Raw genomic sequence first — 25,184 nt, 5'->3', positions numbered from 1 at the left:
AAATTTATACGGCTTCGTCGTAGACTACTGTTGTATTTAATTCTGTAGCATTGTTCTCGTGACTTAATGCATGTAATTCATCCTCTAAAAAGTAGATGTGATTTTGCATGTCATTAATTCGGCGGTTCTTGTCGTAGACAGTTTTGTGTAGTTTGTCGATGTACCCTTGACTGTCAAGCAACATTTTCTTTAGACGATCCATGTAAAGTCGATCGGATTCATTCCATCCCTGTTCAAGTAACGTTACTTTTCTTTTGTTTAAATCTGCCTGAGGCGAGTTCTTCGGATAGTTAATACTCTGCTTTTTCATCATTAATTTAGAATTTATAAGTAGTAAAAAATCAGATCTACACGTAAAAATAAGTAGTTATAGTCGTGTAAATAATTAAGCAATCATTGGACAATTCATTGCTTAGTTAATTTGATTTTTGAATAGATTAAGTAATTCACGTACTGGATTTATATCACAAATTTAAAATGTTATATTATTTATACAAATAATTAAAGGGATTTCTATTAGTTAATTTTAACATTGTGTGAATTTTCTTAAAAAATCAGGTTGAATGATAGATTTGGCGTGATTCCGAGTTGTGAGATATCCGTTAGCACATATTCATAATTGGTGGTGTTTTCAGGGCCTACCTGTGTAACTTGGCGTTCTTCTGTATTTTGCTGATTGTATAAATCATAAATGGTCAGTACTATTTCACCTTTCATTCTTTTACCGATTCTAAAGTTGTATTCAGAAGAAAAGTCCAAGCGATGATACAGAGGTATGTCATAAGGTTCTATATCGGAGGTCTTAGGTTGTTCGTTATTATTTCCAGGAGTTGGGTTCGGAGTATTAAGAAGATCATTGAAATCATAAGACGTATTTTTTACGACCCATGTCAGTCCAGCTTTCCATTTTTTTCTTTTATACATACTGGCTAACTGAAGTATACTTGTCCTTTTCTTTTCGGCTTCTCTAGGAGTATATTGTTTGTTATATTGATTGTAGCCATAGCTCATATAGAAGTACCAACGTTTTGCATTGTATTCATACATTATATCAACACCGTAAGATTCTCCATCACCAATATACTTCTTAAAGTAAACTGGATTTCTAAATGTAAGGTCAGACATCTCGCCAGTACTTTGCTTGTAGTAACTTTCTACATCCAAAGCGTGTTTTAACCACTTAAAAGTACCTCCACCTATAAAGTGATTGGAAGTGATGACAGGTATATTTTCGTCGTCAGAAATGATCCAATACGAATCATAAGTGAGCTCGTCAGATAATTCTCGGACAAATTGATAATATCTTCCTGCAGAGAATTTCAAACTAAACATATTATCCTGACCAATCGGTAAAGTACCTTGAACTCTTGGTGCTAAATAGGCTTTTTGACTAGGTTGGTAATACCATACTCTACTCCCTACCGTTAATGACAGTTTGTTGAGAAAGAAGCTGTATTGTGTATAGAGTCCGGCAGATTGGGACGAAGTGAGGCTATCGTATTCTTTTAATAAAAAGCCGTTTGGTTTTAGATCCTTGACTACAGAATAATAGGTGTATATACCACCAACATCTAAACGGCCATTTTTGAAGAAAATTTGCTGATCAGAATGAAAACTGATGTCTTGCATTTTTTGATAGCCAAAAGTAGTGACTTTTTTTAATGGGCGATTACTGGTGGTATCTTTTCGGTAGAAAATTCTATCATTCTTTCGCGTATTATCAGAGTATGTAAAGTACACGCTGGAATTCACTTTATTGTAGTGTGATTTCCATTCTAAAGACATGGCATTATTGCTCCATTCTCTTGTATCTGAATTCGTTTTTGTAGGTGATTGAGCGGGAGCCTTTTTTTTAGGAGATTGCTTTAGCGGCAATGGAATATCAAAAGAAGAGAAATAATTGTCTTGAGAATAAAGGTAGCTGAACGATAAGCTATGGTCTTTATTGACTTGATAAATGACTTTAGCGTTTGCATCGTGATAGTCGATATCAGGTTTCACACTTTGATTGTAAATACTGACACTTTGTTCCTCATCGGCAAACTCTTTACTTTCACCTGTTTCTAAATTTCGATCATATAACAACCGTTCTATTGCCCCATGATATTTTCTAAATGTACCCAGTACTGCTAACTTTCCTCTAACAATAGGAGTAGATAAATAGGCTTTATATCCCAATAAGCTAAGCCCAACATTACCTTCAGTATGATAAAGCGGAGGGTCTTTGAGGCCAATATCTAAAATACTCGATACTCTCGCTCCATAAAGACAATCATAACCGCCAGGATAAAGGATTGCAGAGTTTGTGATGTCGGGATTGATAACGCTTTGTAGACCAAAATAGTGGTCCAACTGATACATCGGATATTTATCAATAAGTGTAAGGTTCTGATCCGTTTCACCACCTCTCACTTCCAATGCAGAAGATAACCCGGTCGTACTAACACCAGGTAAAAGTTTTAAAGCATAAAAAACATCCTCTTGATCTGAAGTAGGGAGGTTACCAATGCCTGCATTCTTGACATTTTTACCTCTACTTTGTTGATCTATTAAGGATGTGATAGAGTCTAATTGTGTTTCATAGACTAATTCCGGCAGACTTTGTTTTTTGACTCTAAGTGCAATATCTAATGGCTTAGAAAGGTCTAAACCAGCTACAGGTATCGCTAAGTCTTCAAAACCAAGAAATTTTATACGTAAGGTATCATTGGCAGGGACAGAGACATTAAACATTCCGTTTTCATCAGAAACAGCATATTTACGCGTTACTAATGATTCTATTGTAGTGTAGGGAAGTGTATTATTATCTGTGTCACTGACAATTCCTTTAATATTAATCTTTTGAACTATTTTTTTTCGGATGACAATAAACTGATCATCTAGTACCTCATATTCTAGGTCACTTCCCGCTAGTGCTTGTACTAAAGACTTTTCTAAAGTAGCTTCATTAAAAGCAATATCCACTTTTTTGTCTTCTAGCAATTTATCATTGAAAGAAAAGTACACACCAAAGTGATGTTCAATTTCTTTGAGCACTTTTTTCAGTGGTTCTTTTTGATATTGAGCAGTAAAAAGTGGACCTTGTGCCCATAGTAATAATGGACTCAAGATGACAAGTAGGAGTAAAATGTAACTATGTCTAGTAAGAGATTTCAACTTCTTTTTTCTTATTGTCTATCTTGTAATTAATATCCATGGATTTGGATATAATATCAAGTGCCTTCTCCAGCGATTTATTTGAAATAGTACCTGAAAAGCGTAATTTCTGTATATCTGAATTTTTATAAATAATGCGAATATCAAACTGTCTTTGAATTTCTTCAAAAACACTTTCAAGAGGAGCATTAGAATATTTGAACAACCCTTTTTGCCAGTTTGGTTGCTTTTTAGCATGTGCATTGGTGACAAAGCCACCGTTTTTATATTCAGCTTCTTGTCCCTTGGTTAATATCACCTGATTTCCTTCGTTGTCTTTTACAGCTACTTTTCCGGTATAGCAGCTTACGATCCACTGCTGTTTTCTCGCTAAAATATTAAAACTTGTTCCTAATACAGTTACCGTGCCCATTTCGGTATTGACTTGGAAAGTCTGTCCCTTTTCTACTTTGAAGTAGGCTTCCCCTTTCAGAGAGATGTAACGGCCGGCGTTAAAACTCTTTTTGTCATAAGAAATAGAACTACCTGCATTAAGATCTACAGTAGAACCATCTGGCAAGGTGATATTGTTGGTAAAACCGTTGCGTGCTGTATCAACATGGTGCTGTGGTACAAAGTTTCTAAAATAGAAATTCACAATGAGCCCCAATACGATGACGGCAGCACCATATTTCCACCAAGTAGTTTTGAAAGAAATGGTTTTAGTAGGTGTCTTAGTATTCGAAATTTTTTGATCGATTTCTATCCATAGTTCTCGCTCTCTTTGAGCAGAGAAATAAGGGTCTTTGACTTTTACTTGTTTTACCCAATCTTTCGCTTTATCAATATTTTCTTTCTCTTCAGGATTATCTTTGAGGTAATTATTCCAATAATCCTCTTTAGACACATCTCCTAACACCCAGGTGACGAAATCTTTGTTCTCTATATATTTATCAATTGCAGACATCTTATTATCAGTGAGGTATATTCAGTAAAGAGCTATAAAATTGATTTGTACTATATTTCGTTGAAAAAACTTTCAATTAATTTTCCAACGACTAATAAAAGTAGAGGGTCATCCATGTTATTTCTCATTTTCTTCAACGCTGAGGCTTGAACATTTCTGACGGATTGATTACTGATTTGCATGATTTCACTGACTTCTTCCGGAGAGAAACCATTATAAAATCGGAGGTAGATCACTTCTTTTTGTCTTCCAGAAAGTGTCTCTAAGCACTCTAAGAGCTTATCTTTTGTAATTTGATCTGTTTCAGAAGAGATGATTTGTTCTTCCATTGTGAAAGTAACATCAAAAGTATCTTCTGGTACTTCTTCAGTGACGGTGGTTTTGGAGTTCTTTTTTACTTTTTCATAAATACTCCTTTTTAGAGACACCATCAAATAGAGTTTTACATTGTCTGTATCACCTAAAGAAGAACGTTTTTCCCAAATTCTAAGGAATAAATCTTGGACACAGTCTTCTACTAGACTCGCGTCCTGACAAAAATGATAGCCATATTTATACAATAATTTTATGTATTGATCATAAAAATATTTGATGGCTGATGCATCATTGTTTTCCTTTAATTTTTTCCAATATTGAAGATCCTGTGACATTTAGTGAAATGGAACTAAGATAGAGTAAAAAATGCTTGAAGTATAAAATACTGTAAGAGTTGTGTTTGCTTACTAAAAAATAATTCTACACTTAAAGAACTTAAAGCTAAGAGTATGTTTAGAAGCTAGATTTGAAGAGTGAAAATAGCTCATAATAGCATTGAGAGGACATTTATTGAATAGAAAATTGCAGTGTCACCTTCTATCAAATGAATAAACTCACGTTCTGAAATGATGAATTTTCAACAAAAGAGCAGTTCCAAACATGCTCTAAGTTAATCAAATCTTTTCTCTATAAACAATAAAGATGATTTCTAATATAAAGAAAGTAGTCTGATTGAACATTAAAACTTAACAAAAGAGGTAGGAGATAAACCTCCTATCCTCATGTGAAGATAGGGGGTAATCGTATCTAATTTATCTATTCGTTTGATAAAGCCTCAAAGATATGACATATTTTGAATTGAAAAAGTGCAATTTTTTTAATTATTAAAAAGTAAGATCAATGAGTGAGTATTCATTTTAGTTATTTGTAATACTTAAAACAGGTTCGTTATATCGAAATCGGAAAAAAATGTGGCTATTTTATTGAAATCGGAAAATAACATTGTTTAGAATTATTCTTAATAGTATACTTGTGTTATTATTTAAAATTAGTCTAAATAAAGCAAATATAATATAAGCTGTATGATACAACGTATCTTACTTCTTTTCTGTTCACTACTCCTATCTGTCTCTTCAATCTATAGCCAAGATAAAGTAATCGTTTCTGGAAAAGTAATTGACACTCAAACAAACAAAGGTATTCCCTTTTGTACGGTCCAGTTAAAAGACCTAAGAAAAGGAGGCTATACAGATGCAAATGGTCATTTTAGATTGCCTAAAGTACCACTTGGACCACATGAATTAGTAGTAACTCGTACAGGATACACCACCTACTCACAAAATATCAGTGTGACACAATCGGGTATATCTAATTTAGTTATTTCATTGTCAGAAAGTGAAGTGAAGTTAGATGAAGTCATGGTGATTGGAGAGTCTGAAAAGACTAAAATGGAAAAACAGGGTTTTGCTGCTGAAAAGATCACAACAGAGGAAATAGCAGTACAATCTGTAGAATTGAATAGTCTTTTAGATCAGACGGCGGGAATCACCGTAAGAAGAGAAGGGGGATTAGGTTCTAATGTGAAGTACAGTATCAATGGATTGAGTGGTAATGCAGTGAGAATATTTATTGATGGAGTTCCAATGGAATACTTTGGTTCATCTTATTCATTAAATTCATTGCCTGTCAATTTAATTGAAGAAATAGAGGTTTATAAAGGTGTCGTACCTGTAGAATTAGGATCTGATGCTTTGGGAGGTGCAGTTAATATTAAAACGAAAGCAACTAATAAAACTACCTTAACAGGATCTTATTCATTTGGTTCTTTTAATACGCATCAAGCTTCTTTAAATGGTAGCTACCGTAATGAAAAGACGGGTTTAACCACAAGAGGATCTGTGTATTACAACTATTCTGATAATAATTATAAAGTGTGGGGCAATGAAGTATTTGTTGAAAATCCAGAAACTTTAGAGCCGATTCGAGTAGTAGCAAAACGTTTTAATGATGCTTACGAAGCACATGGAGCAAAGTTAGATCTAGGATTTACAGACGTGAAATGGGCAGATCAGTTTTTTGTTAGTATGGTGTATTCTGATATGTATAAAGAAGTACAACATGCTGCAACAATGATAAAAGCCTACGGAGAAAGACATTTTACACAATCAAACTTGGCACCTAGTATAAGTTATCAGAAAAAGAATCTTTTCACCAAAGGATTAGAAGTGAGTTTGTATGCTTCGTATGTCAAAAATAATAGAGCTACAGTTGATACTACCAAGAATGCCTACAATTGGTTTGGAGAAATTACAAGACGAAAATCTACAGGTGGAGAAGCGGGTAATACTCCTGTTCATACTATAACAAATGAGGGGACATGGATTAATAGAGCGAATGTTTCCTATTCATTGAATGATAATAATATACTCAATTTCAATGCTGTTGTTTCAGATTATAAAAGAACTGGATATAGTGAATTTTATGATCCTGAAAATGATAAAAGTAATGATTATTACAAGGTCATGAAATCAATACTAGGCCTATCATATTCTAACACAGCAATAAATTCACGCTTGAGATCAAATATATTCGTAAAATCTTATGGCAATGATGTAAATGTATTGACCCATAAATATGAAAATAATTCATACACACCTGAATACAACGGTACTTCTGATGTAAAATACAGTTATGGATTAGCGACAAGCTTTGATCTATTGAAGAAGCTGACTATTCAGTTCTCTGCTGAACAAGCGGTAAGATTACCTGAGCCAGATGAATTATTTGGTAATGGTGCACAAAACGGAAAAGCGAATTTAGATCTACTGCCTGAGATCAGTAAAAATATCAATGTAGGATTACGCTATGGAGAAGTTTATTTTGGACAGAATAGCTTAACACTTTCAACGAATTTTTTCGTGAGAGATGTTGAAAACCTAATCCAACGTGAAACACAGCCACAAGGAAATCAAGATCTTTTTATTTATTCCAATTTTGGTGAAATACTTTCAAAAGGGGTGGATTTTCAAGCAAACTACGAATACGGAACTAACCTAGAAGTTTCTTTTGCAGGATCTTATAATGATACTCGCTATTGGTCTGACTATGACATAAAGGGTAATATTAATCATTATAAGGGTGCAAGATTAAAAAATATGCCATACCTACAGTTCAATTCAAGTGTTAGATATAATCTGAGTGAACTGATCAAAAATAAAGGAGACCTCACAATGTATTACAACATGAGATACATTCATGAGTATTACCGTCATTGGAAAACCTTCGGACATACGAATAAGGATATGATCCCTACACAATTTGTCAATGATATTGGAGCGACTTATCGTTTCCCTAAAAATAAATTAGTAGTTAGCATGGACTTGAAGAATATATTCAATGAACAAGTCTTTGACAACTTTGCAATTCAACAACCTGGTCGTAGTATCTTCTTTAAGGTAAACTACACGATCTTATAATAATAACAATCAACTTTTCGTACTAATGAAACATTCAAACTTTTCAAAAGTTGCTGCAGTGATGTCAGCATTCTCTTTAATGGTTGCAACGTCATCATGTGATGTAAATGATGAAGTATCTAATCTAATTCCAGAAAATCCAATTGAGGATAATCCAACAGTATTTCACGTTGCTGCTGATGTTACTGACCCTGACGAGAGCGTTGTAGTCTATATGCAACCAACTACAAATATTTCAGCAGATACTTCTCTTTCTTTCTTTGGCAATGGCTATGAAATGGATGGTACGCGTTCTGCAAGAATTACAACTGCCGGCGGTTATGTTTATAACCTTGATTACGGTGGGGGTATGATTTACGAATTAGAGTATAATGGTGAAAACAGTTATACAAAAGGTAAAGAGATCAGTGTAGAGTCATTATTAGGTTTATACCCAAGATTTGCAGCTGTAAATGATGGTACTAATGACTTTATCCTTGTTCATAATGTAGTGTCTGTTACTGATGAAGCAACAGATAGTAAGCAAGTAACACTTCAAGTGATGAGACTTGCGGTTCCAGGTTTAACATTTAATAGAGAGACTGATTTTGTAGAGCATGACTTAGGTACTTTTGCTGTAGGTGAAGATTATGTATTCAGAGTAGATGCTCCTGCTATTGTAGGCAATAAATTATTGTATGGAACAGGTTACAGTGTTGTAGGCGAACCTCGTGGAGGTCGTGAGCCAGAAGCATTAGCCACAATTGTTTTAGACTGGTCAACATTAGCGAATCCAAAAGTTGTTACTTCAGATGCATCAATCGGTGATACTTATGGTTACAGAGCAAAATCTATTCACGTGCATGACGGATATGCTTACCAAATCAATATGACTACTCAAGAATCTGACGTTGTAATTACTAGATTAACTTCAGAAGGTGAATATGATGATTCTTATGTATTCAACATCACTGATAAATTAGGAAGAGGTAAAGGTAGTATTGGTTCAATCAACTGGCACCACGTTGGAAATGGTAAAGGATATGTTGCATTAGACGACTTATCTCTCGAAGATGATAACTCACACGAAATTGCATACATTGACGTTGTGGCTCAAACAGTAGAAGTTACTGCTGCTCCTAAATCTGATATGTGGTACTACCAATCAGGTGTTGCTGAAGGTGATAAATTCTACATGGCAATCAGCCCAATTGGTGAAGATGCTTACATCTGGGAGTTTGACGGTGCAGAAGCAACTAAAGCTGCTCAACTTGATGGTGGTAATATCTTCGTTCAAGGTATTTATAAATAAGGTTTTTAAGTTGATGATCAGTTCATCATGTTAAAAGTCGTTCGGAATATATGAGAAAATGGGGAGGGTAAAGGTCTTTTGATTTTTAGACCTCCTTATTCTTTTTTAAACTTAAAATAATAAGATGAAAAAGCTAGTAATATTATTAATGGCAACAACACTCTTTTTTTCTTGTTCAGAAGAAAAAGGAAGAAGAGGAATAGACTTCGATAAATTGAAAGGTCAATTGCAGTTGACAGAAGATCAAGTAGCAAAATATGATGCAATTGTCACTAAAAGTGAAGAAGAGAGAAAAAAACAATTTGAAGAGATGAAAGCTTCAGGTAAAATGAACCGTAAAGGTTTTATGAAAATCATGAAGACTTCATTCAAAAAACAAGAAGAAGAATTACAAGCTTTCTTAAGCGAAGAGCAACAAGTGTTGGTCCATGAGTTTATGAAAAGAAATATGCCAGGACAATCTGATTATTCTGATGAGTTGAAGGCTGAAGTGATTCAAACATTGGCATTAGATTCAGCTCAAACAGTAAAATACAAAGCAGTAAACCAAGCTTTTACAAAAGCCTACAGAGATGCACATGACCACTACCATGGCAATGGTGAAGCTGCTAATATGTATTGGAATCAATTCAACGAAGACCGTAAGGCTGCTCTTCAAAAAATCTTTACGGAAGAGCAATACGCTCAATATTTGGAGTTGATCAAAAAGGAAAGCTACAGAGGTCAAAACGAGAGAGGATAATGCGCCTGAAAAAATCCTTATTCAGAAAAAGAAGAAAAAAGGAATCTCTTTTTAAATACATTATGTCCGTGTCACATTTGTGGCTCGGACTTTTATCAAGTATAGTAGTGTTTGTCGTTTGTCTTTCTGGAGCAATGTATTCCTTCAAAACACAAATTTCAGAACTATTAAATTATGACGTGGTCTTCAATACTGAAGCAAACCACTCAAATTGGGTTAAACCGGAAACGATTAAAATAAATTTTCTAAAAGAAAAAAAGAAAGTCACGAGGATGGTCTACCCCAGTGATTTCTCAAGGAATGTAATGGTTTTTTTTCATGATCTTGAAGAAGATTTTGATGGACACTATTATGTACATCCTTCTACCGGAGATATTGTGGGAAGCAATGCTCAATCAACAGGAGCATTTTTCGATTTAATGAGAAGTATTCATAAAAATCTATTACTGGGTAAAATTGGAAATCATCTGGTGGGTATATCGATATTGATCTTTGTAGTACTACTGATTTCTGGGTTGGTATTGTGGTTTCCTTCGAATAAAAAGCAATGGAAAAAAGGCTTTCAGATCAAATGGTCAGCTAAACTGCCGAGAGTAATTTATGACCTTCACAATACATTAGGTTTTTATACTTTTCTATTACTATTATTTATTTCCATTACGGGTTTATATGTCTCTTACGCATGGGTAAAGAGTGCGGTAGTCGTTTCTTTGGGGGGACAACCCGTATTGAATGCTTCGAATGCTGATGCCATGAAAAGTGAACTCTCCAATGTATTTGCATCTTTTTTAGAAGAATCAATGGATAATCAAGCCGAAAAAGAAAAGCAGCAGGTAGAGGTTTCTTTAAACCAACTGCTCGAAGACAGTAATCGAAGATTGCCTTACAAAGCGATCACGACAATTCAATTGCCAACGGATGATAATCCCCATTACCAAATTACTAAAGTTAAACAGGAAAGTATTTTTTCGGCAGTTGTACCAGACCATGTGAAATATGGAAAAGATGGTCAATTCAAGAAACTTTTTTTGTTTTCTGATCAAAGTATAGCAGATCAATTCATGGAAGTTTCTTTACCACTACATACAGGTGAAATTCTTGGTCTAAGTGGCATTATTCTTTATTTCTTGGTAACAATGATTGCTTGTTCAATGCCTGTTACAGGGATTTTGATCTGGGTTCGAAAATTATAAATAAACACTTTCTGAAAAGACATTGAGTACTTTCTACAACTGTCAACGAAAGAATGATATATGCGGTGTTAGCTGATGTTTGAAAACTTTTAATTGACAATATTTTTTGGAAAACCCTTCTTCACATCAATGAAGTTGGGTTTCTTTTATTTTTAGAAAATAGATAAAGTATTGGGTTTGTTTTGGTTAGGTAGTTAGAGTTTTTACAGTATTTGTTAATAAGTGAAAATAACATTGTTTGGAATTTTTCTAAATAGTATTCTTGTGTTGTTATTTAAAATTGATCTAAATAAAAACCTAATTTAATGTATGATACCTCGTATCTTACTTTTAATAAATATCCTAATTTTATCGACTTCACTAGCCAACGCACAAAATAAAACCAATGTTTCCGGAAGGGTAATAGATGCCCAATCAAACAAAGGAATTCCATTTTGTACTATCCTTTTGAAAGACTTGAAAAAAGGAGGCTATACAGATGAAAACGGCCATTTTACCTTACCTAAGGTACCGGTAGGCGATCACGAACTAGTTGTGACTCATACTGGACATTCTTCCTATTCAAAAAAAATTAGTGTACCTGAAAGTGGTATAATAAATTTAGTTATTTCATTATCAGAAAGTGAGATAAAACTAAATGAAGTATTAGTAGTAGGTGAGTCTGAAAAAACTCAAATGGAGAAGCAAGGTTTTGCTTCGAAGAGAATCGATACTGAAAAAGTAACCATTCAATCTGTAGAATTAAATACATTATTGGATCAAACATCAGGCATTAATGTTAGACAAGAAGGAGGTTTAGGCTCTAGAACCAAATACAGTATTAATGGTTTGGGAGGAAATGCAGTAAGAATTTTTATTGATGGTGTGCCAATGGAGTATTATGGAGCATCGTATTCTATTAACTCTCTTCCTGTAAACCTGATTGAATCAATGGAAGTCTACAAAGGAGTTGTGCCTGTAACTTTAGGCTCTGACGCCTTGGGTGGAGCCATCAATATCAAGACCAAAAATGCAAAGAAAAATTCATTAGACTTATCTTATTCGGTGGGTTCGTTCAATACACATCAAGTGGCATTAAATGGTTCCCACAGAAATAAAAAGAACGGATTTACTTTTAGAGGTTCCATGTTTTATAATTATGCTGACAATAATTATGAGGTGTGGGGAAAAGATGTGACGGTTTCTGACCCTAACAACGGCAGAGTTTCAGAAGTCAAAGCAAGACGTTTTAATGATGGATATGAAGCCTATGGTACCAAAATGGACATTGGTTTTACGGATGTAAAGTGGGCGGATCAGTTTTTCATCAGCATGGTGTATTCAGATATGTACAAGGAGGTACAACATGGTGCCACAATGAATGTTCCTTTTGGAGAAAGATATTATACACAAGGTAATCTGGTGCCTAGTATTAGTTATCAAAAGAAAGATTTTGTGACAAAAGGGTTGGATGTTAGCCTGTTCTCTTCGTATGCGATGAATACAAGAACACTAGTAGATACTACAAAAAACAAATACAATTGGCATGGGGATGTTGAAACTCAAAGACCTGTTGGAGGAGAGATGGGAGCTCCAGTTCATTCCACTACTGATGAAGGAACTTTTATCAATCGTTTTAACGCTTCTTATACCATTAATGATAACAATATCTTAAACTTAAGTGGAATCATCACTGATTATAGAAGAACTGGTTTTAATCGTGAAGCAGGCTTAGGAGAAGACACAAGTAATGATTATCAAAATATCTTCAAGAGTGTAATGGGTCTTTCTTATTCCAATACAGCATGGGATGGGAAATTAAGAACCAATGTATTTGCGAAACAATATTCATATACTGTAGATGCACTTTATCATACATACAGTGGTGGAGAATACCATCCTGTACCAAAGCAATCGAATGATACAAATTATGGTTATGGGGTTGCTACAAGTTATGATTTAACTGAAAAATTTACTTTACAGTTATCTGCTGAGCAAGCAGTAAGGTTACCAATGCCAGATGAGATCTTTGGTAACGGAGCCGAAAATGGTATTTCTAATCTGGATTTAAACCCTGAAGTCAGTAATAACTTAAACTTAGGTTTAAGATATGGAGAAATTTACATAGGAGATCATGCATTGACCTTTTCTACTACTTTTTTCCATAGAAATGTCAATGATATGATTCAAAGAAGTGTCGATACGAAAGGAGAGTATTTCTTTTATGAAAACTTTCCTAAAGTACTATCCAAAGGAGTAGACCTTCAAATTGATTATGATTATAATAGGAAGTTTTACTTTACATTCTCTGGTTCCTATAATGACACAAGGTACAATAATAAGTATACTTCAAAAGGAGAAATAGATCACCTTTATAGAGCTCGATTGAAAAACCTTCCTTACCTACAGTTCAACACTAATATGCGTTATGATATGACAGAGTTGATCAAATCAAAAGGGCAACTACAGGTGTATTGGAATATGAGGTATGTACACGAATATTACAGATACTGGTACCATATAGGGAGCGATAACAAAGATGTGATCCCTACTCAATTTGTAAATGATATTGGAGCGTCTTATCGCTTTCCTGAAAATAAATTGGCAATTAGCTTAGACATCAAAAACATCTTTAACGAACAAGTGTTCGACAACTTTGCCATTCAACAACCTGGAAGAGGCTTTTATTTTAAAGTAAGCTATTCCGTTTTTTAAAAACCTAATTTTCAAAGCATACATAGTATAAATATGAAATTATCAACTACTTCAAAGTTAGCGGGGCTTTTTGTAGCTTCAGCTCTATTTGGATTGACATCTTGTGATAAAAATGATGAACCTTCGGGAGGAGGTGGAAACGGTAAAACAGTATTTCATGTAGCTGCAGATGTGGCTGATCCTGAAGGAGACGCTACTGTATTTATGCTACCGACAACAAATATTGTGGACACGACGCTTACCTTTATCAATAATGGTTACCAAATGGAAGGTGTTCGTTCGGCAAGAGTAACTGCAGCGGCAGGGAAAGTCTATAATTTAAACTATGGTACGGGGCAGATTCACGAGTTAGAGTATGATGGAAGAAATAGTTACAATAAAATACAAACAGTAGATCTTAGTAATTGGGTAGGTGAATATCCAAGATTTGCAGCAGTAAGTGATAATTACCTTTTAGCACACAACGTTTTGAGCCAGCCTTCTGATGATCAAAGAAGCGTTACTATCACCTTACAAATTGTAAAAGTAGGTATTCCAGGTTTAGTTTTTAATGCAGAAACTGATTATGTAGAGCATGTATTGGGTACTTATAATATAGGAGATGATTATGTATACCGTATCGATGCACCAGTGATCAATGGTAATAAAGTTTACTATGGTACAGGTTACAGAAAAGTAGGGGAACCAGATGTAGAAGATACACCTCGCCCTGATGAGTTGGCAACGTTGGTGTTAGAATGGCCTTCTTTGGATAATCCACAAGTGACTACTACTCCAGCTTCAATTGGTGATACTTATGGATTTAGAGGTACAGCTATGTTTGTACATGAGAACTACGTATATCAAGTGAATATGACCACTGATGGTTCTGATGCTGTAATTACAAGATTAGATGCTGATGGTAACTATGACTTGAACTATGAATTCAACATCAGAAATGTTTTAGGTAGAAGTGTAGGCTCGGTGCACTTCCATCATGTAGGTGAAGGAAAAGGGTATATAGCTTTGGAAGATATTTCTTTAGGTGCTGAAGTAGAAGATAGATATGAAATGGCTTATTTCGATGTGAATACAAAATCAATTGAGATTTTATCAGAAGTACCAAAGTCCAATATGTTCTACTACCAAAGTGGTGCAATGGAAGAAGGTGTATTCAACATTGCGGTGAGTCCATCAACCGAAAATGCATATATCTGGCAGTTTGAGGGGACTACTACTGAAAAAGGTGCTCAATTAGATGGTGGAAACATCTTCGTACAAGGTATTTATAAATAATATGTTTTATAGGGAGAGGTTTATCCTTTCCCTTTTTTAGATTTTATCGAAATGAAAAAATTTCTTTTAATACTAGCAACTATCTCTGTTTTATGCTCATGTGGAAATGAGAAGAAGAGAAGAGGTATAGACTTCACTAAGCTAAAAGCTGAATTAAACCTTTCAGCAGGCCAAGAAGAAAAATATGATGCAATTGTCACTTCATATGAAGAAAACAGACAAACGCAGCTTGAAGAATTAAAGGCATCAGGCAAAATGAGCCGTAAGGGGTATATGAAAATAATGAAGACTTCTTACACTAAACAAGAGGAAGCTCTAAAAGCATTTATGAATGAGGAGCAAAAAGAGTTGACGCATGAGTTTGTGAAAAGATATATGCCAGGGCAGTCGGATTATTCAGACGAATTAAAAACGGAAATTGTTCAGACACTAGCATTGGATTCTACACAAGCAGTACAATATAAAGCGGTAAACGAAGCCTTTACTAAAGCATTTAGAGATGCTCATGACCATTATCATGGTAATGGAGAAGCTGCAACAATGTATTGGAATCAATTCAATGAAGATCGTAAAGTAGCACTTCAAAAAATCTTTTCTGATGATCAGTATGCTCAATATTTAGAGTTAATCAAAAAGGAAAGTTATAGAGGTCAAAACGAAAAAGGATAATGCGTCTGAAACAATCCTTATTCAGAAAAAGAAGAAAAAAGGAATCCCTTTTCAAATATATTATGTCCGTGTCACATCTGTGGCTCGGACTTTTATCAAGTGTAGTAGTTTTTATTGTCTGTTTTTCAGGAGCCATGTATTCCTTCAAAACACAAATATCAGAACTGCTCAATTACGAGGTCGTATTTAATTCCCAAGAAACAGATGCGAATTGGATTCAACCAGATCAAATTAAAACCAACTTTCTAGAAGAAAATCGACAAGTCACCACTATTATTTACCCCAGTGACTTTTCAAGAAATATTCTAGTAGCTTATCATGATGTAGAAGAGGATTATGACGGGCACTTTTATATACACCCTACATCTGGTGAAATTATAGGAAGTAGTAGCCGATCTATCGGTCACTTTTTCGATTTGATGAAAAGTATACATAAGAACCTATTATTAGGTAAAGTAGGAAATCACATTGTTGGAGTTTCTATTTTAATCTTTGTAGTACTGCTAGTTTCTGGTTTGGTTTTATGGTTTCCTAAAAATAAAAAACAGTGGAAACAAGGGTTTACCATTAAATGGTCCGCCAAATTGCCAAGAATCATTTATGACCTTCACAATACACTAGGTTTCTACACTTTTCTCCTGTTGTTATTTATTTCTATTACGGGCTTATATGTTTCTTATGCTTGGGTCAAAAGCGCTGTGGTGGTTTCATTAGGAGGGCAACCTGTACTAAACGAAGCCAACGCTGAGGCCATGAAAAGTGAATTATCTAATGTATTTGCCTCTTTTTTAGAAGAATCGATTGACAATCAAGAAGAGAAGAAGAAAGAAGCATCAGTTTCATTGAATCAGTTATTAGAAGATAGTAAGCAAAGATTGCCTTATAAAGGAATTACTACAATTCATTTCCCAACAGAAGATAATCCCAATTATCAAATTACTAAAATTAAGCAAGAAAGCATTTTTTCAGCGGTAGTGCCTGATCATGTGAAATATGGAAAAGATGGGCAGTTCAAAAAGCTGATCTTATTTACAGATCAAAGTATTGCCGATCAGTTTATGGAAGTATCTCTTCCATTGCACACTGGTGAAATACTTGGCTTAAGTGGAATTATACTTTATTTCATAGTGACCATGATCGCTTGCTCAATGCCTGTAACAGGTATATTGATTTGGGTAAGAAAACTTTGATTTTGACAGGAACTCGAAAAATTCAATAGTATTCTTAACCTGATTTGGTTGCTCATCTTATCAATTTTATAGATGTGATGGTGTCAGATCAGGTTTTTTTATTTTAAAAAAGTTAGACTATATCATAAAATTTCTTGACCCTAAATCTATTTTAAAAAAAATTTATAGAAAAAACCTTCGATTCTGAGCTGTTTAAAGGGTTTTTGATTTTTTTTTGAAAAAAGATATTTTTTTTTGAGTACAAAAATGAGGTGCCTCCCTTTCTATGAATGACACTGCAATAAAGCAGTTCACCAAAACAAAAAAATCTATTTAACTCTTTAAATATCTAAGGAAATGAAATTAAGAAACATTGGAATCGGAATCGCTCTTTTATCTGTAATGGTTGCTTGTAATGACTCAAATGATGGCTCTTCAGTAGACGCTCAGTTTACAGTATTAGAGGAAGCATCTGCAGAAGCATCAGAACTTTCTATAAACCTTGAAGTTCAAGATTATACAGATAACCTTGCAGATGATGCAATGGATAGAGGTCTTTCAGAAAGTACTGCTTCTAATGCAAGATCAGTTGGAGGAGAAGCTGATAAGCCTAAAAAAGGAAAAGGAGAATGTGGTAAACGTTTCCACCTTAGACATTATGTAGAATGTGCTGATGTTACAAAAACAGAGGAAGGAGATACTAAAACAGTTGTTTTTGATTTCAGTAACGGCGCTTGTGAAAGCAAAGAAGGAGAAACAGTTTCTGGTAAAGTAACTGAAGTTCATTCTAGAGCTGAAGGAGAAGTAAGTCACTTAACTACATTTGAAGACTTTACAGAAAACGGTAGAGTAGTAAGTGGTACAGTTTCAATGGAAGGTACAATGGTATTTGAAGAAGGAACTGAAGAGGAAGAAAAGCCAAAACCAGTTTCATCAGACATTACAAAAGCGGTAGACTTATCAATGTCATTTGCTGCTACAGATACAACAGAAGCTTATACAGAACAAATTGTTAGAAATGTAAACGTTGAAAAAATCGACGGTACTAAAACTGTAACAGGTTCATTAACAGTAACAAGTTCTTTAGAAGGAGAAAGCTTCTCAACAGAAATTACAGAACCATTATCATATGTAAAAGATTGTGGTGGAGATAAACCAGTACTTGCACCAGTTTCAGGTGTGGAAGTAATGACAAAAGGTGAAACAGTAATCACTGTAAACTACGGTGACGGTACTTGTGACTACCTTGTAGATATTACATTAGCTGACGGTACAACAGAAACAGTGGACTTAAAAGAAGCTTATGATGAGTATGGTTTCAAAGGAGTAAAAAAATTAAAAAGGAGAAAAAAGTAAGTATAGCTTACAGTAAAGATCACAGTAACATAGAATGGTAAAAGTTTCAATCACGAAATTTTTATAATAGGGGTACCACCATGTGGTATCCTTATTTTTTTGATTCTAAGTACTAAGCCAAAAATAATATGAATTAGTGATATATAATTTTGTCTTAGTACTTATGCTTAGTTCTCCAACTGTTCCAATGACTTCTCTTTTCCTTCCTTCATTTTATATTCAGTAATTAAGTCCTTTAACTCATTCATTGAGACAGGTAAATATGAAATGTCTAACCTCTCTTCAATACCTCTAATTTTTAGGTGAAGCATAGGGACATATCTTGTACTTTTTCCTGTACGAATGGATGATTCTTTTACCTCAAAGTGTCTGATGTCATTCCACAAATGAAAATGATTTTTTTTAATTTGAATCCCTTGTTTATTGATTTTTAGTTTAATAGAATTGTCAAAAACGTTTCTTATTGTATTTACCAATCCTAGTGTACCAAAAATGGCAAATAATGGAATGAGTCCTATAATTATATTACCGAATGTATTAAAACCTTCAAATTCTTTAGAAAGTCCTAATAACAGAAAAATCATAAATAGAGTAAATGAAATTGATACATAAAATGAGTAATCAATGATTTTACTCTTATCATTATAGAATAGGAGTTCTTCCTCCATCTCATTATTTTTTTGTGTTGAAAGAGTTTCATCTTTTGCTAAAGCATAGTACTTTTTGATTAATTCTTTTTCTTCACTATTTGCAAAAGCAAAACTATTGTTATGTTCATGGATGATTTTTTGATCTACAGCTAATTGAAATAATTCACCTTTATTGCTTTCATTTTTAAATGCCCATAAAAACCATCTGAGTTTGTGTTTAGGGTAGATCACAAGGACATAAGAACCTACAAGTAGTATGAATGTGATCAAAATACCGAAAGGCCCTTTCAATGTTGAAGTAAAACTTAATTGAAGAAGGATAATTGCAAAAGTGAAAAGAATCATTCCTGTTAGAATCAGCTTATTTTGTCTTTTCCACTTTGTGATTTTGTCATTAGGTTGCATAGCGTCAGCTTAAAAAAATGTTAGAATTGATTAGTGTACCAAGTCAAAAAGTAATTTTACTTCTTATGAGTACCTTCCAGTAAGGTGTAGTAGTTATGGTAGTTTAGTATTTTTTTCTTGAAGAGTAATCACAAAAAGTCTCTTGTCTTCGCACATGGACAAGATAAGTTTTAAGGACGAATAAAACTACTCAGTCGTTCGAATTTAAGCTTTTCAATAATGAAAATCACTGTTTATCGGAAATAAAAAAAGCATTCCCTTTCGGGAACGCTTTTGATGGTTGTTTATATGATAACCTTGAATTGGTAAATTAATATGTGCTCTTGATTGCAGCAACTTCATTGATACGTTGCTGGGCAATATCGATCGCTACTTCTTGAGCATTTTTGCCCGTAGCTTCCGATTGCTCGAATACTTTTAAAGTCTGATCGTAAACAAACTCACATTTGTTCCAAGACCATTCTTTAGAAGTTTTGATCACTTCAGCATATACGTTGATTACGCCGCCTGAGTTGATCAAGAAATCTGGTGCATAAAGAATACCTTTTTGCTTCGCTAGATCTCCGTGGATTTTTTCGTTGGCCAATTGATTGTTGGCACAACCTGCGATGATTGAGCATTTCAAACGCTCTAATGTTTCATCGTTTACAGTAGCACCCAATGCACATGGAGAATAAATATCTACATCAAGATCATAGATCTCATCCAATGCTACACCTTTGATACCATATTTATTTACAACATCTTTCACTCGGTCTTCATAGAAGTCAGAAACATAAATTTCACAACCTTCTTTTACAAGGTGCTGAATGATGTACTCACCAACGTGTCCTGCTCCTTGGATAGAAACTTTCTTTCCTGCAAGACTGTCAGTACCAAATTGTTTTTTTGCAGCTGCTTTCATACCCATATAAGTAGTATAAGCAGTAAAAGGAGATGGATCACCCAAACCGCCACGCGTCTCAGGCATACCACTTACATAAGAAGTTTCTGCTGCAATATGCTCCATATCGCCCGCATTCATTCCCACGTCCTCTGCAGTAATATATTTTCCATTAAGGTTTTTCAAGAAACGGCCATAAGCTCTCAACATCGCTTCTGACTTGTGTTTTCTTGCGTCACCAATGATTACGGCTTTACCTCCACCAAGATTAAGTCCAGCAATAGAATTTTTGAACGTCATACCTCTTGATAAACGTAAGGCGTCATTCGTAGCTTGAGCTTCATTGTCATACATCCACATTCTAGTACCACCAAGGGCAGGACCTAATACGGTATTGTGAATAGCAATAATAGCTTTTAAGCCAGTTGATTTCTCATGGCAATAAACCACCTGCTCATGTCCCATGCTAGAGACCTCTTCAAATATTGAGATATCTTCCATTACTATACTTTGTTGTTGCTTTGATTAATTCTTGATAAACAGCACTTCACAATCCGTGAAATTGTGCTTGGAAATTTAAATGTGATGGCAATTTACATTTTCAAAATAGTATTGCAAGTCGCCTTAAAGCAAATCAAATTATAAGAGTTTGCAAAATATTATACTTATAATTTGAATATTTTCAATTTATATGAATTATTATGGAATAAATCCATTTATTTTTTAGAATAATCTATTGAATTTTAAATTTCCTCTTTTTTTTAGAAAAAAAGCCTTTAATTACGATTTCTAATGGTTTCCATTTCAATAATGGGATTAAATCTTCTTTACAATTGATGAATTAATAGGAAGGAATATCAAAAAAATTAAAACATTCAATGCATTTTTGTATTTCAATAGAGTGCTTCCCGTATCTTTATTGAATTATTAATTAAGTCAACTCGAACATAAGACATAAAATTGTGATCATCGGAAAGACAGATTGCAAGCAATAACTCATTTATCAGTGAAAAAAGAACAAAAAACAGGTCAGATATTTGACGGTAAAGTCTTGTCAAGAATGATGATTTTCTTGAAGCCTCACCTCAAATATTTTATTCTACTCGTTTTCTTAACCATATCGTTGGGTGTTTTAGCCCCAACAAGACCCTACCTAATACAGTACACCATCGATAATTTTATCGTGGATAATGATATGCCAGGGTTAAATCAAATGGTCATTATACTTATTGCCGTACAGTTATTACAGGCTTTAGTACAGTTTTGCCATACTTATTTATCAGGATGGTTGGGGCAGCATGTCGTGAAAGATATGCGTGTACAGTTGTATGACCATATCCTTAAGTTAAAGCTGAAATTTTACGATAATACACCCATTGGGCGCCTTGTTACAAGAGCGGTTTCGGATATAGAGACTTTATCAGAAGTATTTACAAATGGCGTAGCTGCAATGCTGGGAGATATTCTTCAGTTGTTCTTTATTTTTGTGGTCATGCTCTATACTGACTGGCGATTAACACTCATTAGTTTATCAGTTTTGCCACTTCTTCTTTTCTCAACTTACGTTTTCAAAGAGAAAATCAAAGTCGCTTTTGGTGATGTTAGAAATGCCGTTTCTAACCTCAATACCTTCGTTCAGGAGCATATTACGGGCATGAATGTGGTACAGCTTTTCAGTGCTGAAAAAAGAGAACAAGAGGAATTCAAAAAAATCAATAAGGAACATAGAGATGCTAATATTAGCACCGTTTTATATTACTCTATTTACTATCCAGTTGCCGAAGTTATAGCGGCCTCAGGTACAGGTTTGTTAGTATGGTGGGGAGCACATAGTGTATTGGATGGGTATGCCACTATTGGTACTCTGATTGCATTTATTATGTATATCAACCTTTTCTTCAGACCGATCCGTATGATTGCCGATCGATTCAATACATTACAAATGGGTATTGTATCTTCGGATAGAATATTGAAGTTATTGGATGATAAAAGTATGATTTCTAATGAAGGAACTTATACTACAGATCATATTGAGGGTGATATTGAATTCAAAAACGTTTGGTTTGCCTATAAAAATGAGGATTATGTCTTGAAAGACATTTCATTTAAAGTAAACAATGGAGAAACGGTTGCCTTAGTTGGGGCAACTGGTGCTGGTAAATCCTCTATCATCAATTTGATATCGAGGTTTTATGAAATCAATAAAGGAAGCATTTGTGTCAATAAGAGAGATGTAAAATCCTATGATCTTTATAACCTCAGAAAACACATCGGCGTAGTTTTACAAGACGTTTTCCTATTCTCTAGTTCAATCAGAGAGAATATTACGTTAGGAGATAAATCAATTACCGATCAGCAAATATTGGAAGCAGCTGAATTAGTAGGAGCAAAAACTTTTATTGATAAACTTCCAGGAGGTTTGGATTATGAAGTAATGGAGCGTGGAGCAACACTTTCGGTAGGGCAACGTCAATTATTGTCTTTTGTAAGAACAATGGTTTACGATCCGAAGATCATTATTTTGGATGAAGCCACTTCTTCTGTCGATTCAGAAACGGAGGTATTGATCCAAGATGCTATTAAGTCTATGATGAAGGGAAGAACAAGTATTGCCATCGCTCACCGATTAGCCACTATTCGTAATGCGGATAACATTATTGTGTTGGATAAAGGGGAGATCAAAGAGAGTGGTAATCATGAGGAGTTATTGAAACAGAAAGGTTTCTATTCTCGTTTATATGAGATGCAATACAAAGAAGTGGAAGAGCTTTAATTGTAAATAAATTGTAGGTTAATTTTGCATTCAAAGTCCTTCCTAAATGGAAGTTTAAAGTACTCTAAGTGTTATAGTTACTTACTTAATTGATATTTGAATTTAGATGTCGTATCTTTGCGGCATAACAAACAAAATAAATACGAGCATGGAATTGAGTTCAGTTTTATTATTCGGTATGCCAGGTGGTTTCGAGTGGGTAATCATCGGTTTGGTTGTTCTTTTACTTTTCGGAGCGAAACGTATTCCTGAGTTAGCTCGTGGAATTGGTAGTGGCATCAGAGAGTTCAAAGACGCTAAAAACCAAATCTCAGATGAGATTGAAAAAGGCATTAAAGAAGAAGACAAGAAGGAAGAAAAATAACCAATTGTCATATATCTTGATATATTTTTAACGAAATGTATTTTTCGTTAAATATTTCGTAATAACCGAGAGAAGTTTATCTTTGTCATTAGAAAAGATAAACTTCTTTTTTTTATGAAGTTTTTTCAGGTAAACTAAGCGCTTTGTGGAAGTACTTTTTGTCTTGGTACTTAAAAAAGCAGTCTAATAAAACGAACACAAGCTTATGTATAAAGCATTTGATGATATAAAGAAAGCACTCAGCGAAGGGAAAACGACTTGTGTGGCTTTGGTAAAAGATTACTTAGCAAGAATTGAGGAAAAGAAACACCTTAATGTTTGGAATGAAGTGTATAATGAAGAAGCACTTCAACAGGCTGCAAAAGTTGATCAAAAAATCAAAGAAGGAAATGCAGGGAGATTGGCAGGTATGGTTGTCGGTCTAAAAGACGTTATTGCTTACAAAGATCACGGTCTTCAAGCCTCTTCCAATATGTTGGATGGTTATGTTTCTCCATTTTCAGCAACTGCAACAGAACGATTATTAGCTGAAGATGCAGTCATCATCGGTAGACAAAGTTGTGATGAGTTTGCGATGGGTTCATCAAATGAAAACTCGGCGTTCGGCCCTGTAAAAAACAACATTGATGAAACAAGAGTACCAGGTGGTTCTTCGGGAGCATCGGCGGTAGCCGTTTCAGATGACCACTGTTTGGTGTCTTTAGGTTCAGATACAGGAGGATCAGTACGTCAGCCAGCGGCATTTACGGGTACTGTAGGTTTAAAACCCACATACTCTCGTATTTCAAGATGGGGTTTGATTGCTTATGCTTCTTCTTTTGATACAATCGGTGTGATTGCTAACAATGTTCCTGATGCTTCATTAGTATTGGAAATCATTGCAGGTGAAGACGATCAAGATGCAACAGTAGCACAAGAGCCTGTACCATCGTATAGTGCTTCAGTAGAAGAAAAACCAGCCAAGAAATTGAAAATTGCTTACATCAAAGAAACCGTTGAGAGTGAGCATTTGAATAAAGACATTTCAGAAAAGACATTTGCTAAGATTGAAAAACTAAGAGCAGAAGGTCATGAGGTGGAAGCGATCGAGTTCCCATTATTAGATTACCTTCTTCCAACATACTACATCCTTACAACAGCTGAGGCAAGTACAAACTTAGAGCGTTTTGATGGTGTACGTTACGGATATAGAACGGAGGATAAAGTAGACTTGGAAGGTTTATATAAAAAATCACGTTCTGAAGGATTTGGTGATGAAGTGAAGAGAAGAATCATGTTGGGTACTTTCGTACTTTCTGCAAGTTACTATGATGCTTACTTCTCAAAAGCTCAAAAAGTAAGACGTTTGATTAAGGAAACGACAGAAAAAATACTTTCTGAGTACGACTTTATCTTAATGCCAACTACATCTGCTCCATCATTTGAAATTGGGAAATACGGTGAAAATAACCTTTTAGAATTGTATTTAGGAGATTTATATACTGTACATGCTTCATTGGCAGGGTTACCAGCGATCTCTATTCCAAACGGAGAAGATAAAGACGGTTTGACAATTGGTTTACAAGTCATGGCGAATCGTTTTGAAGAAGAAAAAATGCTTCAGTTCTCGCATTACTTGCAAGAGCTTTAGTCTTAACTATAAAAATAGGAAGAGCCTCTACAGAATCTCATTTTTGTAGAGGCTTTTTTATGATGAAACCTAATTTCAAATGATTCAATTGTTTGGTATACCTAGAAGTTGAACTTTAAGCATTTGCACATTTGAAATGGGTAGAAGTTGGATTATTATTTTTTTAGTCTAATCAAGGCAGAATAGAAGAGCATAGCCGAAGCTACGTGATGATATTCTAACGCAGAGTAGGCTAAAAAAGAAAATTCAAAACTTCC

18 protein-coding genes are annotated in these 25,184 nt (G+C 34.5%); 12 read left to right on the top strand and 6 right to left on the bottom strand.

Annotated features, from left to right (window positions below; all coding sequences use genetic code 11):
* Positions 1-4: 4 nt before the first annotated feature.
* From IC221_RS13355 to IC221_RS13340, 4 genes are all read right to left on the bottom strand, one after another.
* On the bottom strand, positions 5-310 hold the full coding sequence (locus IC221_RS13355) for a hypothetical protein (RefSeq protein ID WP_223241376.1): 306 nt from the start codon (positions 308-310) through the stop codon (positions 5-7).
* Positions 311-546: 236 nt separating this feature from the next.
* Positions 547-3,156: a TonB-dependent receptor plug domain-containing protein gene (locus tag IC221_RS13350; RefSeq protein WP_188169447.1), complete on the bottom strand. Its 2,610-nt coding sequence runs from the start codon at positions 3,154-3,156 to the stop codon at positions 547-549.
* Positions 3,140-4,102: a FecR family protein gene (locus IC221_RS13345; protein WP_188169446.1), complete on the bottom strand. Its 963-nt coding sequence runs from the start codon at positions 4,100-4,102 to the stop codon at positions 3,140-3,142. The genes IC221_RS13350 and IC221_RS13345 overlap by 17 nt, the downstream gene beginning before the upstream one ends.
* A 50-nt stretch (positions 4,103-4,152) precedes the next feature.
* The gene (locus IC221_RS13340; protein ID WP_052444173.1) at positions 4,153-4,752 is read right to left on the bottom strand and encodes an RNA polymerase sigma factor; all 600 of its coding nucleotides are present in this window, start codon (positions 4,750-4,752) and stop codon (positions 4,153-4,155) included.
* Between the two features lie 687 nt (positions 4,753-5,439).
* Here IC221_RS13340 and IC221_RS13335 point away from each other — a divergent pair.
* The 9 genes from IC221_RS13335 (at position 5,440) to IC221_RS13295 (ending at position 18,222) form a co-directional block, all read left to right on the top strand.
* Complete coding sequence (locus tag IC221_RS13335; RefSeq protein WP_188169445.1) at positions 5,440-7,833, top strand: TonB-dependent receptor; 2,394 nt, start codon at positions 5,440-5,442, stop codon at positions 7,831-7,833.
* A 25-nt stretch (positions 7,834-7,858) separates the two neighbouring features.
* Entirely contained in the window at positions 7,859-9,124 is a 1,266-nt protein-coding gene (locus IC221_RS13330) for a hypothetical protein (RefSeq protein WP_188169444.1), read from the top strand.
* Positions 9,125-9,248: 124 nt separating this feature from the next.
* Complete coding sequence (locus IC221_RS13325) at positions 9,249-9,866, top strand: hypothetical protein (protein ID WP_188169443.1); 618 nt, start codon at positions 9,249-9,251, stop codon at positions 9,864-9,866.
* Between the two features lie 62 nt (positions 9,867-9,928).
* The gene (locus tag IC221_RS13320) at positions 9,929-11,059 is read left to right on the top strand and encodes a PepSY domain-containing protein (protein ID WP_188169442.1); all 1,131 of its coding nucleotides are present in this window, start codon (positions 9,929-9,931) and stop codon (positions 11,057-11,059) included.
* A 309-nt stretch (positions 11,060-11,368) separates the two neighbouring features.
* A complete protein-coding gene (locus tag IC221_RS13315) occupies positions 11,369-13,753 on the top strand; it encodes a TonB-dependent receptor (RefSeq protein WP_188169441.1) in 2,385 nt (794 codons plus the stop codon).
* A gap of 33 nt (positions 13,754-13,786) precedes the next feature.
* Positions 13,787-15,028: a hypothetical protein gene (locus IC221_RS13310; RefSeq protein WP_188169440.1), complete on the top strand. Its 1,242-nt coding sequence runs from the start codon at positions 13,787-13,789 to the stop codon at positions 15,026-15,028.
* Positions 15,029-15,079: 51 nt separating this feature from the next.
* Positions 15,080-15,697, top strand: coding sequence for a hypothetical protein (locus IC221_RS13305; RefSeq protein ID WP_188169439.1), 618 nt, complete (start codon positions 15,080-15,082; stop codon positions 15,695-15,697).
* A 62-nt stretch (positions 15,698-15,759) separates the two neighbouring features.
* Positions 15,760-16,887, top strand: a complete 1,128-nt coding sequence (locus tag IC221_RS13300; protein WP_188169438.1) for a PepSY domain-containing protein — start codon at positions 15,760-15,762, stop codon at positions 16,885-16,887.
* Between the two features lie 336 nt (positions 16,888-17,223).
* The gene (locus IC221_RS13295) at positions 17,224-18,222 is read left to right on the top strand and encodes a hypothetical protein (protein WP_188169437.1); all 999 of its coding nucleotides are present in this window, start codon (positions 17,224-17,226) and stop codon (positions 18,220-18,222) included.
* A 167-nt stretch (positions 18,223-18,389) separates the two neighbouring features.
* Here the strand turns inward: IC221_RS13295 and IC221_RS13290 are convergent, their stop codons facing one another.
* Complete coding sequence (locus IC221_RS13290) at positions 18,390-19,277, bottom strand: hypothetical protein (RefSeq protein WP_188169436.1); 888 nt, start codon at positions 19,275-19,277, stop codon at positions 18,390-18,392.
* Between the two features lie 310 nt (positions 19,278-19,587).
* Complete coding sequence (locus IC221_RS13285; protein WP_188169435.1) at positions 19,588-20,661, bottom strand: Glu/Leu/Phe/Val dehydrogenase; 1,074 nt, start codon at positions 20,659-20,661, stop codon at positions 19,588-19,590.
* Between the two features lie 559 nt (positions 20,662-21,220).
* Between IC221_RS13285 and IC221_RS13280 the strand changes: the two genes are divergently transcribed.
* From IC221_RS13280 to gatA, 3 genes are all read left to right on the top strand, one after another.
* Positions 21,221-22,933, top strand: coding sequence for an ABC transporter ATP-binding protein (locus tag IC221_RS13280; RefSeq protein ID WP_188169495.1), 1,713 nt, complete (start codon positions 21,221-21,223; stop codon positions 22,931-22,933).
* 148 nt (positions 22,934-23,081) lie between these two features.
* Entirely contained in the window at positions 23,082-23,297 is a 216-nt protein-coding gene (locus IC221_RS13275) for a twin-arginine translocase TatA/TatE family subunit (RefSeq protein ID WP_172665795.1), read from the top strand.
* A gap of 205 nt (positions 23,298-23,502) precedes the next feature.
* A complete protein-coding gene (gatA, locus tag IC221_RS13270) occupies positions 23,503-24,927 on the top strand; it encodes an Asp-tRNA(Asn)/Glu-tRNA(Gln) amidotransferase subunit GatA (RefSeq protein ID WP_188169434.1) in 1,425 nt (474 codons plus the stop codon).
* Positions 24,928-25,184 lie beyond the last annotated feature (257 nt).

This window comes from Flammeovirga sp. EKP202 (genome assembly GCF_014534745.1).
GTDB lineage: Bacteria > Bacteroidota > Bacteroidia > Cytophagales > Flammeovirgaceae > Flammeovirga.
Note: the sequence above shows the minus strand (reverse complement) of the source record. Positions and strands in the feature narration are given on the sequence as shown.

Bases quoted from the DNA above. Each gene is read 5' to 3' on its own strand.
- IC221_RS13355 (WP_223241376.1), bottom strand. From the start codon at position 310: ATGAAAAAGCAGAGTATTAACTATCCGAAGAACTCGCCTCAGGCAGAT.
- IC221_RS13345 (WP_188169446.1), bottom strand. From the start codon at position 4,102: ATGTCTGCAATTGATAAATATATAGAGAACAAAGATTTCGTCACCTGG.
- IC221_RS13340 (WP_052444173.1), bottom strand. From the start codon at position 4,752: ATGTCACAGGATCTTCAATATTGGAAAAAATTAAAGGAAAACAATGAT.
- IC221_RS13335 (WP_188169445.1), top strand. From the start codon at position 5,440: ATGATACAACGTATCTTACTTCTTTTCTGTTCACTACTCCTATCTGTC.
- IC221_RS13330 (WP_188169444.1), top strand. From the start codon at position 7,859: ATGAAACATTCAAACTTTTCAAAAGTTGCTGCAGTGATGTCAGCATTC.
- IC221_RS13325 (WP_188169443.1), top strand. From the start codon at position 9,249: ATGAAAAAGCTAGTAATATTATTAATGGCAACAACACTCTTTTTTTCT.
- IC221_RS13320 (WP_188169442.1), top strand. From the start codon at position 9,929: ATGTCCGTGTCACATTTGTGGCTCGGACTTTTATCAAGTATAGTAGTG.
- IC221_RS13315 (WP_188169441.1), top strand. From the start codon at position 11,369: ATGATACCTCGTATCTTACTTTTAATAAATATCCTAATTTTATCGACT.
- IC221_RS13310 (WP_188169440.1), top strand. From the start codon at position 13,787: ATGAAATTATCAACTACTTCAAAGTTAGCGGGGCTTTTTGTAGCTTCA.
- IC221_RS13305 (WP_188169439.1), top strand. From the start codon at position 15,080: ATGAAAAAATTTCTTTTAATACTAGCAACTATCTCTGTTTTATGCTCA.
- IC221_RS13300 (WP_188169438.1), top strand. From the start codon at position 15,760: ATGTCCGTGTCACATCTGTGGCTCGGACTTTTATCAAGTGTAGTAGTT.
- IC221_RS13295 (WP_188169437.1), top strand. From the start codon at position 17,224: ATGAAATTAAGAAACATTGGAATCGGAATCGCTCTTTTATCTGTAATG.
- IC221_RS13290 (WP_188169436.1), bottom strand. From the start codon at position 19,277: ATGCAACCTAATGACAAAATCACAAAGTGGAAAAGACAAAATAAGCTG.
- IC221_RS13285 (WP_188169435.1), bottom strand. From the start codon at position 20,661: ATGGAAGATATCTCAATATTTGAAGAGGTCTCTAGCATGGGACATGAG.
- IC221_RS13280 (WP_188169495.1), top strand. From the start codon at position 21,221: ATGATGATTTTCTTGAAGCCTCACCTCAAATATTTTATTCTACTCGTT.
- IC221_RS13275 (WP_172665795.1), top strand. From the start codon at position 23,082: ATGGAATTGAGTTCAGTTTTATTATTCGGTATGCCAGGTGGTTTCGAG.
- gatA (WP_188169434.1), top strand. From the start codon at position 23,503: ATGTATAAAGCATTTGATGATATAAAGAAAGCACTCAGCGAAGGGAAA.